Below are 17,786 nucleotides of genomic sequence, written 5' to 3' on the forward strand. Positions count from 1 at the left end.
CCACATTTTACCCGATCAAGCCGTAAGCGGGAAAGAAGGACATAATAACGCAACAACTCGGCGCATTGGAATTTCATTTCGTCGTAATCAACCGTATCGCCTTAATGCTGCGGTGGATAAAGGCGGTCCCGCTCCTCCTGCGGCAGGACGGTATAATAGTAGAGCTGACGCATCTGATATAACTGCAACTCCTCTTTCAGTCGGGATAAAACATCCGGATACCCGGAGGAAAGATCGGTCCACTCCGTCGGATCCTCCTCCAGGTTCAGCAACCATTCTCCATCGCGCGCGCTGAAGATATATTTCCATGGATAATCGACAATGCCATGCGCCTTAATGACGCCGTGCGAAAGCAGATATACCGGGGCACTCCGCGGTTGCTTCAGCACCGGCCGCCCCTGGAAATTCGGATGATTCGGCATGCCCAGAATTTCCAGCACGGTCGGATTGATATCGATAAGCGATATGGGATCCTCGCGAACGCCGGTTTCTGCCGCGCCGGGTAGTTTAAACAGCACAGCTGTGCGAACCTGATCTTCGAACAACGAAGTACCATGGGTCGGATAGCCGCGCTGATAAAACGCTTCACCGTGATCAGATGCCACGACAATCAGACTGTTTTCGTACAGCCCCTGCTCCTTCAGATAATCCACAAAAGCGCCGACCTGTGCGTCTACATAATGCAACGCATTGTCGAAACGGTTGATCACCGTATCGATATGCGCTTGGTCAAAGTTGAAAAAGGAAAATTCAAACTCATCCGTATTCCACGGCGCATAAGGCCGAGCAGCATCTTCGGGCAGGTCATACGGAAAATGGGTAGCCTGAAAATTCAGATACATAAAAACCGGCTGCCCGCCATCCGCCGCATCCAGGAACTCGACCGCGCGCCGGCGAACCGTTTCATCCTTGATCTTCGATTCGATTCCGATGTTTTCGCCGAGCTCATCCTTCGAATGGTAGAAGTGCTGCAGACGGGTGCGGGCATGGATAAACGTTTTCATGCCCTGCCAGTCTTCATTCTGCGCCGAGAAAAAGGCCGTCCGGTATCCGGCATATGAAAGAATATCCATGAGCAGTGTTTTCGGATAATTCACCTCTTCAAACTGATCGAGTTTTTTGCGGCGCAGCGGATACTGCGAAGCATGCGTGCTTGTCTGCGAATAATTGGAATGACAGGCCGCCGCATAAGCGCGGTTGAACACCAGCGCCTCCTCTGCCAGCCGGTCGAGGTTAGGCGTGATTCTCTTTCGCGAATAGCCGGTGAATCCATAGTGATCCCACGAAACCGATTCGAGCATGATAAAAAACACATGCGGTTTTTCGGTCAGCGGTTCCGCTATTGATTGGAAATACTCCTCCATAGAAACCTGTTCCTCCATCACCAGCCCGCGCAGAAAATCAACGGACGGCGAGGCCGTCGGCAGCAGATTATCGATGATCGCAAAGGTCAGATACGTCGTCGGCAGCAGTCCCTGTCGAATATGTACAGCGCGATCGTCGTCCATAGAATAAACCGCCACAAATCCGCCGGCTCCGGAAGTGATAAACAGCACGCAGAGCAGTGCAAAACGCTGCGGCGAGTGGCTGAACGAATGATGGTGATACTGCCTGGTGTACAGCAGACTGATCAGGAGCGACAACGCCGCCACACCGAGCAGCTCCCCGCCCATTCCGCTGATGATTTCCGGAAGAATCTGCGGCGCATTCGAAAGCCCTGTCTGAAAAGCATCCCACGAAATAAACGAGTTCACCTGCAGATACATCAGTTGCGACGCCGTGTACATGCCCATGAAAAAAAACGTCGCCAATGCACACAGCGCAAAACGTACCGGCTTTTTTCCACGCTCCGGAAGAAAAATAAACAGATGATTGATACCGTGGTGCATCAGCGTCAGCACCGCAACCAGCGGCAGCTGCAGTGTCCACGCCAACAGCACCGGAACCGCACCGGTCTCCGGCCACCGCCCCCGCGCCAGCAGCCCTAAGAGCGAAATCACGTTGCAGAACGTGAACAGCCCCAGCCAGAGATAAAAGGTTTTTATGAATTTGTGCATGATAATGTTAGAAATGCGTTAGTCGCAGAACCTAGGCAAACCGTCCCCGACGTTCAACGGCAAAGTACATCGGTGTGGAAGCGGCTCTTCTTCCTTGATCTCCCCGTTTGGCTGTGTCCTTATTTCCGGCTCCCATGAATACGGCTGAAACAAAGGAAATACTGCAAACGGTGAAGCGCTCACTCGACGACGTGCTGCTCCGCGATCGTTCACACCTGAATGCGCTGATGCGGCGTATCCGCCAGCGTATTCATGACAACAAACCGGTCGATAACCTGATCGGGAAGCTGAAAGACGCGCATTTTCAGGCTCTCGAACGTGCACACCGGCGCGCGCGGGTCAGCCTGAAACTGGATTATCCCGAAATTCTTCCCGTCTCCGGGAAAAAAGATGAAATCCGAAAACTCATCGAAGAAAACCAGATTGTAATTGTCTGCGGCACCACCGGCTCAGGAAAAACCACGCAGTTGCCTAAAATTGCTTACGAAGCCGGTGCCGGAAAAACCGGCCGGATCGGCGTCACCCAGCCCCGCCGACTGGCCGCCACCGGCATGGCGCGGCGTGTCGCCGAAGAAATGGGGGCGGATTACGGGAAAGGCGTCGGCTGTCAGGTCCGCTTCGATGATCAGACCTGCGACGAAACCATCATTAAATTTATGACCGATGGCATTCTGCTGGCTGAAACCCAGCACGACCGCCATCTGCTGCAATATGACTGCCTCATCATCGACGAGGCCCACGAGCGCAGCCTGAATATCGATTTTATTCTCGGCTATCTCAAAAATCTGCTCAGAATCCGCCCCGACCTTAAAATCGTCATCAGCTCGGCCACGCTGGATGCCGAAAGTTTTTCGGACTTTTTTGATCAGGCCCCAGTAATTGAAGTCGAGGGCCGCACCTATCCGGTAGAGGATTTCTTTCTTCCGCCGGGCAAAGATGAAGAACTCTCCAATCATATCCTGCGCGCCATGCGCTGGATTTCGGACGTCGATGACCGGGGCGATGTGCTGATCTTTCTTCCCGGCGAGCGCGAGATCCGCGATGCCGCGAAAAAACTGGAAGGCCAGCACTGGAAAAGCACCGAAATTCTTCCTCTTTTCGGAAGACTCTCCATGGGAGAACAGCAGCGCGTTTTTAAAGTGGGCGGGCGTCGGCGGATTATTCTGGCAACGAATGTGGCCGAAACGTCGATCACTATTCCGGGCATTCATTATGTCATTGATTCCGGGCTGGTACGACTCAGCCGCTACAATCCGCGCACGCAGGTGCAGGGCCTCCAGATTGAACAGGTTTCACAGGCCAGTGCCCGCCAGCGGCGTGGACGCTGCGGCCGTGTGACCGACGGTATCTGCGTCTATCTCTACGACAAGGAAGTACTCGAAAACAGTGCCGAATATACCGACCCCGAAATCCGCCGCACTTCGCTGGCCGGCGTGATCCTGCAGATGGATATGCTGAATCTGCCGCCGATCGACCGCTTCCCGCTGATCGATCCGCCGCAGACTGCGCTGGTGAACGAAGGCTATAAAACGCTTTATGATATCGGCGCAATTGACAAAGACCGAAAACTGACCCCCATCGGCAAACAGATTGTCCGATTCCCGCTGGATCCGCATCTGGCGCGCATGATTCTGCAGGCCAAAGAGGAAGACGTTCTGCCTGAGGTGCTGATTATTGTGGCGTTTCTCTCGATTCAGGATGTCCGGGAACGCCCGACGGAAAAAGCGGAGGCGGCCGATCAGGCCCACGCCAAATGGAAAGACCCGCGATCTGACTTCATCACCATCCTTAATCTCTGGAACGATATTGAAGACGCGCGCCGCGAATCCCACGGCAGACTCCGTAAATTCTGTAAAACCAATTTTGTGAATTACCGCCGCGTCATGGAATGGCGCAACCTCTGGAAGGATCTGAAAAACACCGATGGAATTTCCGGCTCCATTAAGCGCGCGAAAAAACAGGAGGTTCCGACGGCGCTGTATGACGGCATTCACCGCAGCCTGCTGGCGGGACTGCCGGCGAATATCGGACTGAAGGGTGAAGACCGCGAATTTACGGCAGCCCGCAACCGTAAGTTTTTTATCTTCCCCGGATCCGGCCTGTTTAAAAAACCGCCGGAATGGGTCATGACGTTTTCGCTGGTGGAAACTACAAAGCTCTATGCGCGCATCGTTGCCGAAATTGAACCCCAATGGGTTGCCGAGATTGCGCCGCATCTTTGTAAAGAAATCTATAAACAACCCGAATGGAATCCGGATAAAGGCTTCGTTTATGCCAAAGAGTCCGTCCTCTCCGGCGGACTGACGCTGACCCATGGAAAACCGGTACACTTCGGCCCCATCCATCCGGAAAAAGCCCGCGAAATTTTTATCCGTGAAGGCATGGTGCCGGGTAATCTGAAAACGCGCGGCGGCTGGCTGAAAATCCATCAGCGCATGCTCGATGATATTCAGGCATTGGAAGAAAAAATCCGTCGTCCCGGTGCCCTGCTCGACACCGACGCCATTTTCCACCATTTTGACCGCCTGCTGCCGGCGGACGTCTATTCCGTCCAGACGCTGGAACAATGGATCCGTAAAACCAAAGCCCGTATTGCGATGAAGGCCGAGGAGGCCATGTTCCCGCAGACTTCACCCCTTCGAATGGAGGATTATCCGGAATACCTGACCTTCCATCACGAGGACTTTCACCTCATCTATACCTTCGAACCCGGCGATGAACTGGACGGAATTGCGCTGGTCTGCCCTACCGACAAACTGGCTTTTCTACCGGACTGGGCCCCCGACTGGCTTGTTCCCGGCTGGCTTGAAGAAAAGGTCAACCGCCTCCTGCGCACGCTGCCGAAAAATCTGCGCACCACCCTTGCCCCTATCGATCAGACGGCCCGCACTTTTGCCCATACCTGCACGGGTGAGCACCAGGAACCCCTGCTCACAGCATTGGCCCGCTGGCTGCAGCTGGAATTTAAACTGCCGGTGGATGCGTCTGATTTTGATGAAAAATCGCTGCCCGGATTTTTACGCATGAAGGTGATCGAAACAAAGGGGGATGAAATTGTTAAAATCCATACTTCGATTTCGGAAGAGCATCGCAGTAACGTCTATTTGAACGGCGCAGAAACCGCCTTTGCCAAATGGTCACTGCCGCCGGGCAAAGACTGGCCCGGCAAAGAACTGCCGGAATTCATTACGTCGGATGACCGTGGAAAAACACGGGGTTATCCGGCACTGACGGCCGAAGCAGGAGGCGTCGGGCGTGCGGTATTTATGAATCAGCCGCAGGCGAGGCATGCCCATCTGGCCGGCCTGGCGCAGCTTTTCCGGCTGAAGCATCCGGACCAGGTGAAATACATTGAAAAACGCCCGCCGCTGAGTACCGGTATGCAGCTGACCCTTTCCGCCATCGACAGCGATTTTCTGACCGATCTGATGAATGCGTCTATCGTGGATGCACTGACCGATGATCTGCGCTGCGAAATCCGGGATCCTGAAACCTTTGAAAAGCGTGCGGTTATTGCTCGCAGCGAAGTATTTGAAAAATTCGAAAAAAATGCCCGGATTCTGGAAAAGCTGCTCGATCAGCGCGAAGCGATCGTGAAAGCCATTGCCGAACTTCGGGCGGATTTCGACATTCTTCACGATCTGGAGATGCAGCTCGAATTCCTGTTCCGCCCCGGCTTTATTCAGACCCTGGATATGTTCAGTCGATACCCGCGCTATCTCAAAGCCATGCAGGTGCGTATTCAGCGTGCCCGGAATAATTCCGATGCCGACGCCAGAAAGCTGCTCGAAATTGAACCCTTTCAAAACCGGCTGAATGAAAAGCTGCTCGACTGTGAAAATATTGCGGGGGCGATTGATCTGATTGAGTTTGCGATGCAGCTCGAGGAATTCCGTGTAAACCGCTTTGCGCCGGAAATTAAAACACCGGTTAAGGTTTCTGCACAACGGCTTGAGGAAGCCTGGAATAACCTGTTATAAATTTGATTTAACGTATTTTCAAGAAATGAGGATGAACATGCTTTCCGCAGTGATTTTTGATTTTGACGGCATTATTGTCGACAGCGAACCGATGCACTTCCGGGCTTTCAATGAAGTCCTGAACCCTTTGGAAATTGAGATCTCCTGGAAGGAATACTGCGAAGTATACATCGGTTTCGATGACCGGGATGCTTTTCGTGAAGCCTTCAAACTCAAACGAAAAAAAGTCAGCTCGCGCGACATCAAACATCTGATCAAACAGAAGGCGGAAGTTTTCCAGCACTATATTCACTCCGGCGAAGTTACGCCGCTGCCCGGAGCCGTAGAACTGATTAAAAGTATTCCCGTCCGACTGCCGCTGGCGCTCTGCAGCGGAGCGCTGCGCGAGGACATTGACCCCATCATTAAAAATCTGGGGATCGACGGCTGCTTCGACCAGATTATCACGGCGGAGGACACCCCCAAAAGCAAGCCTGATCCGGCTCCGTATATTCTCACCTGCAAAAAACTGAATATTGGGGATCCGTCCACGGCCGTCGCGATTGAAGACACCCCCGCCGGAATCATGTCAGCCAAAGGAGCCGGGCTGAAAGTCCTGGCTGTAACCAACAGCTATGACCGGGGTTATCTGATGGAAGCGGATGCGGTAACCGACTCCTTGGAAAAAGTGAGCCGTCCGCAGCTTGAAAATCTGATCGTGTAGTTTGCTGTACAAATGCCGGCGGAAGCACTCTCCGCCAGTCTAATCCAATCAACAAACAGATTCCTGCGAACCGGCAATATAGGTTTCGAGATTCCGGATTTTGAAATCCTTTTCCAGCAGCAGATATTTTACAACGTCGCCGATCGATACAATACCGCACAGCTGCTTGTCGCGCAGAACCGGAAGATGACGAATTCGCTTATCCGTCATAATCTGCATGCATTCATCAAGCGACGTATCCGGCGAAACGGTCGTTAATGTTTTCGACATAATATCGCCCACCGTCACATCTTCGACGCACAAACGCGGCAGTACCACTTTTCGAAAAACATCACGCTCCGAAAGAATGCCCTTCACTTCACCTTCATCCATCACCAGTGCTGTACCTGCCGAACGCGTGCACATCAGATCCACCACATCATGCAGCGGCTGCTCCGGTTTAACCGTTAAAACATCATGCCCTTTGGAATCCAGCAGGTTGGAAACATTACTCATTGCGACCTCCATATACTTTTTCGCTCTTGCTCAAAGACCAGTATAGTCCGTAAACGGAAATCAACAAGCAGTTGTTGACTCAGATCATATGCAAGGTTTTGTCAGCCACCTTTTCGCCGTCCAGCCAGGTAATCAACCGCCACGTCCCTTTTTTATCCTCAACCGGTGCCCAGATGGTATCCCCAGAAAAAAACGGAAGTCGTTGGTCTTTACATAAAGCTCCCCATCAAACGGCGCCGCAGTTTTTCCATCGGCATCTTTAAACGGCGGGTGCTCAATGCGGAACGTAATTCTGCTGTTGCGGGCATTCTGTATCCGGAGAATATAACCGAACTCAATGTCCAGTTCGGTTTTAATCTCCGCCGTGATTTTTACAAGGTTCGGAAGATCCCTGCTGTTGCGGTCCCACCCATCGTACAGCCCGTAACTGTGCATCGTCACTTCCGGTTTTTTCTTTGCCATATGTCCGTCCTTCCAGCGCTACCCCTTCTTTTTGAACGAACATCTGCCGATTTTCTTATAGGAAAAAATCAGTTCAAAATCGGTCGTCTCATCGGCATCCGGCACAAAAGCCTCAACCTCCTCAAACCGGACATCAGCTTTCAGCAGCGAATAAATCTCATCAAAATACGGAAGATGGTCTGAAGAAACATGCAGACAGCCTCCGCTTTCCAGTGTCCGGTACAGCGCATCCATGAACGGCGGATTGAACAGGCGATTATCATGGTGCCGCTCTTTCGGCCAAGGATCCGGAAAGAAAAAATAATAATTCGCCACATAGTCGGAAGGCATCAGATAATTGATCGCATAATAGCCCTCCATGCGGAACAGCCGGCAGTTTTCTCTGCCTGCACGCTCGCAGCGCCGGCCGCTGCTGTTGATGCGGCCCAGCTGGCGCTCGATACCCAGGAAATTAATCTCCGGGAATTTGCCGGAACGCGCCACCAGAAAACGCCCTTTTCCTGATCCGATATCCACTTCAAGCGGATGTTCAGGATGAGGAAACTCCGCCTTGAAATCGATCAGGTCCAGCCAGTTGTCCGGCATAATCCGTAATACGGTCTTCTTTTTTCTGCTCATAGGCGGCATACTTTTTCCGAATTAGTGAGCGGAGGGCAAGTAAATCCAAATGGGAATCGCTGATAGAGACTATATGCGCGAACCGCAGAAAGAACCCAGACTGCGGAAACCGAAAGCAAAAATACCGAAAGCGGGCAATAAACCGCCTTTTCTCAAACGTCTCCGGTTCTGGATATGGAACCTTAAAAACCGCTGATCAAATTCTATCCCACGCGTTATAAACAGGTAACGCAATCCCCTCCGATTTATTTAAAAAAAGTTGATTTAAGGGCCTTGACGAAGGTCCGTCGGATGGGTACCTTATGCGCTCGTTTCTACGAAAAACTGCGGGCGTAGTTCAATGGTAGAACCCCAGCCTTCCAAGCTGGTTACGACAGTTCGAATCTGTTCGCCCGCTCCATTTTAAAGGACCTTCCTTAACCGGAAGGTCCTTTTTCGTTGCTGAAGTAGCTAGGTCGCAAGAACTGACTGCGGCGAATTCAGGCCTCTCCGAATCCTTTCGGCATCGGAATATTCGCATCAATTTCGCGTTGCACTTTTTCCGCAGCGGCTCGAATGCCTTCTTTACGCAGAATCTCGACATAGAATGAAGTCAGCCCACGTTGCTCCGCATCGTTGATGTACGGGTCGATTTCCGCCGGATGAATCACTTTCGCCTCTGCTTCGGTATCCCCGAACCGGCAGTCGAAATCCCAGAAATCCACGCCTGCAGGCAGTTCCCTGCGGCGCTCCCGTTTGATGTATTTGCGGATCTCATGCTTCACCGCTTCAATCATACGCGGATATTTTATTTTCGAATGAGTCAGATTAAATGTCTTTTTCATAATAACGTCCCATGGTCAGCCGAAGAGATCATCTCCGGGCAGTGCGCCGTTCTCAAAGCCCGCATCCGCGGGCAGGTTCTTTGGGTTCGATGCCGCAACGGCCAGCGCATCGCACCGTTCATTTTCCGGATGGTGGTTATGCCCTTTCACCCATGTAAACTCGACCTGATGCACCGCACACAGATCCAGCAGTTCAGCCCATAGATCGGGGTTTTTCGCCGGTTTTGACGGTGAAAGTTTCCATCCCCTGGACCGCCATTTTTCAGCCCAGCCTTTTACCATGGCGTTAACCACATATTTTGAATCACTGGTCAGCACCACGCGGCACGGTTTCTTCAGAGCCTTCAGCCCCTCAATACAGGCCAGCAGTTCCATCCGGTTATTGGTCGTTTTTCGAAATCCGCCGGACAGCTCTTTCTTCCGGTCGCGGGAAACCAGCACCACACCGTACCCGCCCGGGCCCGGATTTCCGCGGCACGCCCCATCCGTATACATTTCAATCACATCAGACATGATTTTCATCCACAGATTGCACGGATTATTCGGATTAAAAAACCGGAGTAATCCGTGTAATCAGTGGATTTAACAATCAGGCAATTTCCCGGAACTGAATCTTCAAATCCCGCGCAAGTTTGATGATGCGCTTTTCATCACTCGGAGTTATCAGCACCAGCGAAATGCCCGATTTGCCCGCCCGGCCGGTGCGGCCGCTGCGGTGCGTGTAATATTCATTTTTTTCCGGCAGCTGATGATGGATCACAAAAGAGAGATTATCCACATCGATGCCGCGCGCCGATACATCGGTCGAAACCAGCAGGCGCACGCGCCCCTTTTTGAACATCCGCATAATCTTGTCGCGCTCGCTCTGCATCAGATCACCGTGCAGCACGGCATGAGTGATGCCCGCCTTTTCGAGCGATTGACCGAAATCAATCGTATCCTGCCGCGTACGGCAGAAAATCACCCCCTGCTGCTGGCCGCGCTCCTTCAGAAAGTCGAGGATCTGCTCCAGCTTTTCCCCCTCTTTGCAACGAATCAGCAGATGCCGGATATCCGGATTCACAATGTGCTGTTTATCGACTTTCAGAAACGGCGACTCATCACCGAGATGTTTGCTGATCATTTTTTTTATGCCCGCCGGCATCGTCGCTGAAAACAGCCAGACATTCCGCTGCCCCGCGGTCAGTTTCAGCACGGCATCAATATCCTCGCGAAAGCCGAGCTTCAGCATTTCATCGGCTTCGTCCAGCACCACGGTCCGAACTCCGGAGAGATCGACCGCCTTGCGCCGCACCAAGTCCATTAGGCGCCCCGGCGTCGCCACCAGCACCTGCGTCGGACGCTTCAGCGCCTCAATCTGCACATCAATTTTATCCCCGCCACACACGACATAGGAAAACATGCGCTCGGTATATTTCGTAAAACGGAACAGCTGCTTCTGCACCTGCTTCGCCAGCTCCCGCGTCGGTGCCAGCACCAGACCCTGAATCTGCGGATTTTTCGGATCCATCGACGCCAGCAACGGCAGCCCGAACGCCGCGGTCTTCCCGGTACCCGTCTGCGCCTGGGCAATGAAATCGGTCTGTTTCCCGAGAATCATCGGAATCGTTTTCGCCTGAATGCCTGTAGGATGCTTAATCCCCAGCTCATTCAGTCCTTTAATATAATCGTCGGTTATTCCGAGCGCTTCAAATGATTTCATAGCCATTGGTCCTATCCTGAAAATTTGTGCAAGCGGGGGAACCTGAACGTTTAACCCTGCCAATACGAGCTAAATGCTCGAAAAAGGCTATCCAAACTCTTCAAAAAGATACATACCCCGTTTCCGAAGAATCCCAAGACTTATACCACTTGCTGAAACATACGGGTATATTTTTACCACCCGCTCCGCTGGAGGACCTCGGAGAACTCAGAATCCTTCCTCCGTGTTCCTCTGGGTCCCTCGTGGTGAAACTTCGGAGATTCCGGACGACGAGGTTTATACCGAGAAGGTATCAAGCAGGGTATTATGTACCGCAGGCGGCCCGCCTGCTCCCGACAATCAACGGCCCTGAAAAAATCATTGAAAACCGATCTCACGCAAAGGCACAGAGAACGCGGAGCACTGGCCTGAATGATTCACGCGACAGATGCGGTACAGATACGAAACGTCGAAAAGTATAGTGTAGCTGCCTACCCCGAGCCCCCGCCTTAAATCCGAGGACCGACCCTTTTTCCGGAGAAGTAATCAATATACTCACCCATACCAAAAAAGACTCGAGAGGGGTCTCGTGAACCCCGCTCAAAATCAAGAGTGATTTCAAATTCATACGAACTCATCCATTCGCCCCCTCAACAATTTTATTACATTCGGTAACAACATACTCCGGAATGGTGTCGAATTTGGCAGGATCAAGCTGACAGACAAATTCATTTTCGATGTGATATGTCTGCTTAATGAATTTTTCGATAACAGCATCATTTTCGTCATGATCAATAAGCCGACACACCTGGAGCTTCTCATACCCATTCGTACATGAAGCGTACAAGAGCTTCATTTGATTGACATTAGTAATACGGTTCAAAAGTGAAGGATATGAAAAACCTGCTAGATAATTTAATACTTCAGCACATCCGTTATCAAACTTGGCCTGTTCCATTTCTGGGTGATGGCCGTCTGCATCTCTCGGCTCACGGGTGTCAACTCCACGATCTTTGTTGTTCCTTTTGTGCAATAAGTTCGATAATATTTGATATGCATCACCTTTTTCATCTGTAATCTCGAAGTGCCGCCTCAAGTAGATCAACTTAATAATATCATCTTTCTCTGAATTAAGTGCATTCTTACAAATTTCAGCAAATGTTTGAACATCGTGTTTCTCGATAGATAGTTCCTCAATGATGCCAGCTTTCAGCTTGAGAAATGATGCTGTTGTTTGGTTGCGGAACCTGTGGGATAAGGCTTTGACTGTATCGATGATGGGCTCTACATCGTGTGTAAGCATTAATACGGTTTTATTCTTTAAGCATGAGTTCGCATCACGCCGGAAAAGCATCTCGAGAATAGCGTATTTCTTGTTTTTATCAAACGACGATATTGGATCATCCAGAATGATCAAATCCGGTTTTTTTGATAAACATTCGTACATAAACAATACGATCGAAAATGCATTTCTCTCTCCGAAACTAAGGTGCTGATTTCCACCACTGAGATGAGTGTCATGATCCAAATGCCGAAGCTTAAGCTGCGCCTGCTCTCCCTCGCCGGAAATATTAACCGCATACCGATATCCTGCATAGGCAAGGAAGGTATTGATGTCTTTTTCATGCTTTTCAACAACTCTTTGCATCTCTCGGCGCTGTTGAGCAACTTTCCCTTGAAGCAAACCGGCCTTTTCTATCATGGCATCGATAGATGTATTAATAGGTGTTATGGCCTCTTGGGTCTTTTGGGAGTTGAGCTTTTCAATAAAAGATAGGTCAATTTTATATGAAGGGAGCACTTCGGCGACTTTGTCACCATCCTTGAACTGAAAACCGGAAAGAGTCCGGAGTTTCTCAAGCTTACCGACAAATGAGTCGATTTGGTTTTTAACATCAATCAGGAAATCAACATGTTCTTTCTCAATTCCATCTTTCAATGTTGTGATTATCGACAAACTGGACCGTGCAGTATCCGAAAAATAATCGCCGAGGCGGTCTATTACACCGATAATGGCAACCAAATTTTTAATAGTGTTCTTGTCGTATTCCTGACCGACCCTCTTTATCTGTTCCTTCTTATCGGCAGCATGTGAACTACAGAAAGGACAATTGTCGGACAGTTCTGCAAAATCATAACCTTTTGTTTGCCAGTCAACCCACCCAACGCTCTGCTGACTTTGGATAAAGGGTTTATACGATTCGAGACCAGCCGGGATATGTTCAATTTTATTTCCTCCAGCCAAACCTTTCATACCAGAGGATGCCTTGGAAATTCCCGTTTTGGTTAGCTTGAAAGCATTTCCCATCTCTTTGAGGGTGGCAATTAATGCCTCCAACTCATCATTATTTACGAACAGTTGCTTGATTTCGGCAACAAGTTCTTCGATTTCCTGCTCCTTCTTCCTGTAAGCATCCGTCTTAATGAAAATCTCAAAGCTATTGCTGAGCAATTCATCCGGCTTGAAAACGAACTGGCTCACATATTCTTCGTTGAAGCACATGACTTGCTGAAGCGTATCCAGTCCATTTACTTCCGGCCGTTTATCTTCGGGATTTCCTGCCTTCAACTTAAACGGCAAAAGCTTACCCAGATCCGAACCAGAAGCTCCAAGAACAATACCCTGCGCTATCGTGCTCTTTCCGGTTCCGTTGGGAGCAAACTTAATATTTAGTTTATTCTCAGCCAGTGTAATGTTCGCTAAATCAATATTATTGCAGTTCTTAATTTCGATGTTCATAACTCATCCTTCGCAACCAGCTTACCCCACCATTTTTCAGCATCCGCAATGCTGTATTTGGTGAGAAAGTCTGCCTCGCTTTGCGCACCTTCACCTTCAGCAACATTGGCTCCAACCGATGTTCCAGCGCGTAACAACTGGTTGCTGAGTGTTCGATTGATGCCCGGCTTCTCATCCAGAACCTGACAGACTCGAATGATTCGTAATGCAAAATCTTTGGTTCTATCCGGCAGGTCCCTTTTCATTCTTTCACCTTTCAACGTTCACCCTTCACCCTTTGTATTTTTCACCCCTCACCCTTTACACTTCACCCTTTAACACCCTGCCTAGGATTGCTGCATAAACGCCCGCACCACCCGCAGGTCGGCATAGGTGACTTTGTTGCCGGACGCTTCGATGATCGACCGCAGTGAAGCACCGCCCATTCGCCCGAAAAGCTCTTCGCAGAGCTGACGGGTTTCGGCCGGAAGCAGCTTTTCGATTTCCAGCGTCTCCCCATCGGCCAGCAACGTTTCGATGTGCTGGGCCACCGTTGATTCCGTCAGATCGCGCACGGCGGCAATGCCCTCCAGCGAATGCCCCGCCTTCGCCATCTTCAGCGTTTCACGCACCGTCTGGCCGGGGCGTTTTTTCTTCTTTTTGATTTTAATCGGCACCTGCAAAACCGCGCGCTGTTCCGCCTCCTCCGGGAAACGGATTTTAAACATCTCGATAATGGTCATGAAGGTGTCGCCGTATTTATCCAGTTTGGCCGCACCGACGCCGGAAATACCCGCCATCTGCTCCGGCGTATCGGGAAAATAAAGCGCCATTTCGCGCAGCGTACGATCCGAGAAAATCACAAACGGCGGAACGCCTTCCTCCTGCGCCAGCCGCTGACGCTCCGCCCGCAGCTGATCAAACAGCTTTCTGGAATAGTCGCCTGCCACTTGCGTTTTGTCCGAGGCCTGGAACGCTTTCTGACGAATCACCTCAAATTTCTTTTTGCCGAACAGCACTTGTTTGCCTTTGGGCGTCAGCGCCAGCGCGGAAAACCGCTCCGCATCCTGCACCAGGCATTCCTGTGCGAGCAGATCGTCGATCATCCGCCGCCAGTATTTCTTGGTTTCGTCTTTGCCCACGCCGTAGGTTTTCAACTGATCGTGCCCCAGCTCGCGAATCCGCGCAGTGTTTGCTCCAACCACAATATCGGCAATATGCGCGGCGCCGAACCGTTCACCGGAACGATAGACCGCCGACATCACCTTCTGCGCCGGCACGGTTGCATCCATCCGCTCCACATCGCCCACGCAGATATCGCATGTTTCGCAGTTTTCTTTTTCGTAGTCTTCACCGAAATAACCCAGAATCGTTTTGCGGCGGCAGACATTCGCCTCGGCAAACCGGACCATTTGAAACAACTGATGCTCCGCGATTTTTCGTTCATCGGGATCCTCGGTCTGCTCGATAAAATAGCGCAGCTTCACAATGTCTGCGCGGCTGAAATAGAGGACACAGCGCGACGGCTCGCCATCGCGCCCGGCGCGGCCGGTTTCCTGATAGTAGCCCTCCATATTTTTCGGCAGATCACCGTGCAGCACAAAGCGCACATTCGACTTATCAATCCCCATACCGAACGCAATCGTGGCCACCACCACCTCGACCTCATCACGGTTGAATTTATCCTGATTGTCCTTCCGCTGCTTCGGCGTCAGTCCGGCGTGATACGCCAGTGCCTTGATCCCCTGCCCCTGCAGAAATTCCGCCGTGGATTCCACACTCTTGCGCGACGTGCGATAAATGATCCCCGATTCGCCGGGATGCTTCCGCAGAAATTCCAGCAACTGGATTTCCAGATTATCCTTCGGTACCACCTGATAAAACAGGTTCGGACGATCAAACGATGCCCGGGTCAGATGCGGATTACGCAGGCCGAGTTTGCGGATAATGTCTTCCGAAACCTTATGCGTCGCCGTCGCCGTGAACGCCGCAATGCCGGCCTTTGGAAAATGCTTTACGATGTTGGAAAGGGAAAGGTAATCCGGCCGGAAATCATGTCCCCATTCGGAAATACAGTGTGCTTCATCAATCGCAAAAAAACGGACTTCCGCCTTTTTCAGGGTGTCAATGAAGTCCGGCATCGCAAACCGCTCGGGCGAAACATAGAGCAGATCGAGCTGAAAATTTTCCAGGGCCTGAAAAACGCGGGCACGCTCTTTCATGCCCAGCGAGCTGTTCAGGAATTCCGCATCCAGTCCGTTGGCCTTGGCGGCATCCACCTGGTCCTTCATCAGCGAAATCAGCGGACTGATCACCACGCACAGGCCGTCGAGCATGTGGGCGGGCAGCTGATAACAGAGCGACTTTCCGCCGCCGGTCGGCATAACCGCAAACACATCCCGCTGTTCCAGAATGCGGGCAACAATCTCCTCCTGATTCGGCCGGAACTGCTGAAACCCGAATACCCGGTGCAACGCTTCATGCATGGTTTCGCTCATTCCTATACCGCCTTCACGTTCGAGCTTCCCGGAATCGCCCGACACTTCGTCCCTCCTGAAAAACAGTTGGTCAACTCAATCCCTTTCATCACCGCGCTCCTTTTCGGAAGCCGGCTCAATCCTCATCAGGAAGGTCGTAAAACCCGGTGCCGGGTTTCAGCAGTTCCGCCTCTTTAATCAAACGGCAGAATTCCTTTTTCGACACATCATGCATAGTGCCCTCGCCGGATACCGGATCGGCCATGACCTTATATTTCACCGTCAGACGCTCCCGCTCGACGAGCCGGATATATTCGCCGTCTTTTTCCCAGATCTGTCCCTGAACCAGTTTCATTAAACATCCTTCCCGTCGCGGAGATCCGCAATCCGCTGCATGATCAGCTTGGCATAATCATCGTATGCCGCCCGACCGGTTCCCAGCGCTTTGAATTCCTCCTGCGTAATCGGTTTTCCATACGTAACCGTCAGTTTGCGCGGCTTAATAAACCGCGCCCCTTTCGGATATGCCTCAAACGTACCGTCAATATAAGCCGGCACCACAACGCAACCCGATTTTTCAATAATAAATCCGATGCCGCCCTTCGCTTCCTGCAGCTCGCCGTCTTCCGTACGCGTCCCCTCCGGAAACATCGAAACCGCCTTGCCCTCTTTCAGCGCTTTAATCGTCAGCTTCAGTGCCTTGATATCTCCGGTGCCACGCGAAACCGGAATGCAGCCGACATGGTCCATCCACCAGGAACCGAATTTGGAATTCCACAGCGTGTCACGCGCCATAAAATGCACCGGGCGGCCGCGATAGCCGACCCCCACCACCGGCGGGTCCAGAAAACTTGCATGGTTCGAAGCCAGCAGCACCCCGCCACGATCCGGAATATTCTCCGCACCGCGAATACGCAGACGGTGCCAGATCAGCAGAAACAGTTTGAACACGCGCGTCGATGCCTGATACACGCGCATATCGGCCATTACTTCCTGTTTGTCGGAATCAATCATTCAGCTCACTCCTTTACCGCATCGATTACAGTCCGGATCACATCTTCAAGAGTCATCGATGTGCTGTCAATCACCTGGGCGCCCGGAGCCACGGTCAACGGATCCGTCTTTCGGGTTGAATCAATCCGGTCCCGCTTTCTGAGGCTCTCCATCACCTCTTCGGCCTTTTCATTTTCACCGGCCGCCACCAGCTCGCGATAGCGCCGCATCGCCCGTTCCTCCGGATCGGCATCCAGATAAAATTTATACGGCGAATCCGGGAAAACCTTTGTTCCGATATCGCGGCCTTCCATTACCAGCGGTCCGAAGTTTTCCAGCGCCCGCAGACTCTCCACCACAAACTGCCGAACCTCCGGAATTGCAGCAACAAATGACACATTTTCCCGGACATCCTTTTCACGCAGCTCCTGCACCGGAACATCGCCATCCACGGAAAACGTCGCCGCGCCGTCCTGCACAAAAAAGTCCCATTCGGCATTTTCCATAGACGCGATCACCGCCGCGGAATCCCTGATGTCCACTCCCTTGCGGAGCACCTGCCAGGTAATCCCGCGGTACAGCGCGCCTGAATCCACATAGATAAAACCCAGTTCCTTCGCCACACCTCGGGATACCGATGATTTGCCGGAGGCCGACGGCCCGTCTATTGCAATTGTTTTGCCCATTCTCTCTCCAATCAGATTATTCGTCCACAGATTGCACGGATTAAGAGGATTAAAATCAGAGAAATCCGCGTAATCTGTGGATCAAATTTAT

At 51.6% G+C, this 17,786-nt stretch carries 14 protein-coding genes, 1 tRNA gene and 1 pseudogene; 3 read left to right on the forward strand and 13 right to left on the reverse strand.

Annotation, left to right across the window (positions count from 1 at the left end):
* Positions 1–101 precede the first annotated feature (101 nt).
* Positions 102–2,057 carry a hypothetical protein gene (locus tag EGM51_05800; GenBank protein ID QBG46932.1) on the reverse strand — a complete coding sequence of 652 codons (1,956 nt, stop codon included), beginning with the start codon at positions 2,055–2,057 and terminating at the stop codon, positions 102–104.
* Between the two features lie 134 nt (positions 2,058–2,191).
* Between EGM51_05800 and hrpA the strand changes: the two genes are divergently transcribed.
* Positions 2,192–6,037, forward strand: a complete 3,846-nt coding sequence (hrpA, locus tag EGM51_05805) for an ATP-dependent RNA helicase HrpA (GenBank protein QBG46933.1) — start codon at positions 2,192–2,194, stop codon at positions 6,035–6,037.
* 37 nt (positions 6,038–6,074) lie between these two features.
* Positions 6,075–6,740, forward strand: a complete 666-nt coding sequence (locus tag EGM51_05810) for an HAD family phosphatase (GenBank protein ID QBG49254.1) — start codon at positions 6,075–6,077, stop codon at positions 6,738–6,740.
* A 48-nt stretch (positions 6,741–6,788) separates the two neighbouring features.
* Here the strand turns inward: EGM51_05810 and EGM51_05815 are convergent, their stop codons facing one another.
* The 3 genes and pseudogenes from EGM51_05815 to EGM51_05825 all read right to left on the reverse strand — a co-directional run bounded on the left by EGM51_05815 (position 6,789) and on the right by EGM51_05825 (position 8,324).
* A complete protein-coding gene (locus tag EGM51_05815) occupies positions 6,789–7,247 on the reverse strand; it encodes a CBS domain-containing protein (GenBank protein ID QBG46934.1) in 459 nt (152 codons plus the stop codon).
* 67 nt (positions 7,248–7,314) lie between these two features.
* Positions 7,315–7,697, reverse strand: a pseudogene (locus tag EGM51_05820) (DUF3859 domain-containing protein).
* Positions 7,698–7,715: 18 nt separating this feature from the next.
* Positions 7,716–8,324 (reverse strand): tRNA (guanosine(46)-N7)-methyltransferase TrmB, encoded by a 609-nt coding sequence (locus EGM51_05825; protein QBG46935.1) that lies wholly within the window; start codon positions 8,322–8,324, stop codon positions 7,716–7,718.
* A gap of 317 nt (positions 8,325–8,641) precedes the next feature.
* Here EGM51_05825 and EGM51_05830 point away from each other — a divergent pair.
* Positions 8,642–8,715, forward strand: a tRNA-Gly gene (locus EGM51_05830).
* Positions 8,716–8,794: 79 nt separating this feature from the next.
* Here EGM51_05830 and EGM51_05835 read toward each other — a convergent pair.
* The 9 genes from EGM51_05835 to EGM51_05875 all read right to left on the reverse strand — a co-directional run bounded on the left by EGM51_05835 (position 8,795) and on the right by EGM51_05875 (position 17,695).
* Complete coding sequence (locus EGM51_05835) at positions 8,795–9,139, reverse strand: hypothetical protein (GenBank protein ID QBG46936.1); 345 nt, start codon at positions 9,137–9,139, stop codon at positions 8,795–8,797.
* A 15-nt stretch (positions 9,140–9,154) separates the two neighbouring features.
* Positions 9,155–9,652: a ribonuclease HI gene (locus tag EGM51_05840; protein ID QBG46937.1), complete on the reverse strand. Its 498-nt coding sequence runs from the start codon at positions 9,650–9,652 to the stop codon at positions 9,155–9,157.
* Between the two features lie 76 nt (positions 9,653–9,728).
* On the reverse strand, positions 9,729–10,841 hold the full coding sequence (locus EGM51_05845) for a DEAD/DEAH box helicase (protein QBG49255.1): 1,113 nt from the start codon (positions 10,839–10,841) through the stop codon (positions 9,729–9,731).
* 613 nt (positions 10,842–11,454) lie between these two features.
* Positions 11,455–13,560: an AAA family ATPase gene (locus EGM51_05850; GenBank protein ID QBG46938.1), complete on the reverse strand. Its 2,106-nt coding sequence runs from the start codon at positions 13,558–13,560 to the stop codon at positions 11,455–11,457.
* A complete protein-coding gene (locus tag EGM51_05855; protein ID QBG46939.1) occupies positions 13,557–13,805 on the reverse strand; it encodes a four helix bundle protein in 249 nt (82 codons plus the stop codon). Before EGM51_05855 ends, EGM51_05850 begins: the two co-directional genes overlap by 4 nt.
* Before the next feature lie 81 nt (positions 13,806–13,886).
* Positions 13,887–16,082, reverse strand: coding sequence for a DNA helicase RecQ (gene recQ / locus EGM51_05860; GenBank protein QBG46940.1), 2,196 nt, complete (start codon positions 16,080–16,082; stop codon positions 13,887–13,889).
* Positions 16,083–16,152: 70 nt separating this feature from the next.
* Complete coding sequence (locus tag EGM51_05865; GenBank protein QBG46941.1) at positions 16,153–16,371, reverse strand: hypothetical protein; 219 nt, start codon at positions 16,369–16,371, stop codon at positions 16,153–16,155.
* Positions 16,371–17,030 (reverse strand): 1-acyl-sn-glycerol-3-phosphate acyltransferase, encoded by a 660-nt coding sequence (locus EGM51_05870; GenBank protein QBG46942.1) that lies wholly within the window; start codon positions 17,028–17,030, stop codon positions 16,371–16,373. Before EGM51_05870 ends, EGM51_05865 begins: the two co-directional genes overlap by 1 nt.
* 5 nt (positions 17,031–17,035) lie before the next feature.
* Complete coding sequence (locus EGM51_05875) at positions 17,036–17,695, reverse strand: (d)CMP kinase (GenBank protein ID QBG46943.1); 660 nt, start codon at positions 17,693–17,695, stop codon at positions 17,036–17,038.
* Between the last annotated feature and the right edge of the window lie 91 nt (positions 17,696–17,786).

It is taken from the genome of Verrucomicrobia bacterium S94 (assembly GCA_004299845.1).
Taxonomy (GTDB): domain Bacteria; phylum Verrucomicrobiota; class Kiritimatiellia; order Kiritimatiellales; family Pontiellaceae; genus Pontiella.

Excerpts from the sequence above, each read along its gene's own strand:
- EGM51_05800 (QBG46932.1), bottom strand. The coding sequence starts at position 2,057 with ATGCACAAATTCATAAAAACCTTTTATCTCTGGCTGGGGCTGTTCACG.
- hrpA (QBG46933.1), top strand. The coding sequence starts at position 2,192 with ATGAATACGGCTGAAACAAAGGAAATACTGCAAACGGTGAAGCGCTCA.
- EGM51_05810 (QBG49254.1), top strand. The coding sequence starts at position 6,075 with ATGCTTTCCGCAGTGATTTTTGATTTTGACGGCATTATTGTCGACAGC.
- EGM51_05815 (QBG46934.1), bottom strand. The coding sequence starts at position 7,247 with ATGGAGGTCGCAATGAGTAATGTTTCCAACCTGCTGGATTCCAAAGGG.
- EGM51_05825 (QBG46935.1), bottom strand. The coding sequence starts at position 8,324 with ATGCCGCCTATGAGCAGAAAAAAGAAGACCGTATTACGGATTATGCCG.
- EGM51_05835 (QBG46936.1), bottom strand. The coding sequence starts at position 9,139 with ATGAAAAAGACATTTAATCTGACTCATTCGAAAATAAAATATCCGCGT.
- EGM51_05840 (QBG46937.1), bottom strand. The coding sequence starts at position 9,652 with ATGTCTGATGTGATTGAAATGTATACGGATGGGGCGTGCCGCGGAAAT.
- EGM51_05845 (QBG49255.1), bottom strand. The coding sequence starts at position 10,841 with ATGAAATCATTTGAAGCGCTCGGAATAACCGACGATTATATTAAAGGA.
- EGM51_05850 (QBG46938.1), bottom strand. The coding sequence starts at position 13,560 with ATGAACATCGAAATTAAGAACTGCAATAATATTGATTTAGCGAACATT.
- EGM51_05855 (QBG46939.1), bottom strand. The coding sequence starts at position 13,805 with ATGAAAAGGGACCTGCCGGATAGAACCAAAGATTTTGCATTACGAATC.
- EGM51_05865 (QBG46941.1), bottom strand. The coding sequence starts at position 16,371 with ATGAAACTGGTTCAGGGACAGATCTGGGAAAAAGACGGCGAATATATC.
- EGM51_05870 (QBG46942.1), bottom strand. The coding sequence starts at position 17,030 with ATGATTGATTCCGACAAACAGGAAGTAATGGCCGATATGCGCGTGTAT.
- EGM51_05875 (QBG46943.1), bottom strand. The coding sequence starts at position 17,695 with ATGGGCAAAACAATTGCAATAGACGGGCCGTCGGCCTCCGGCAAATCA.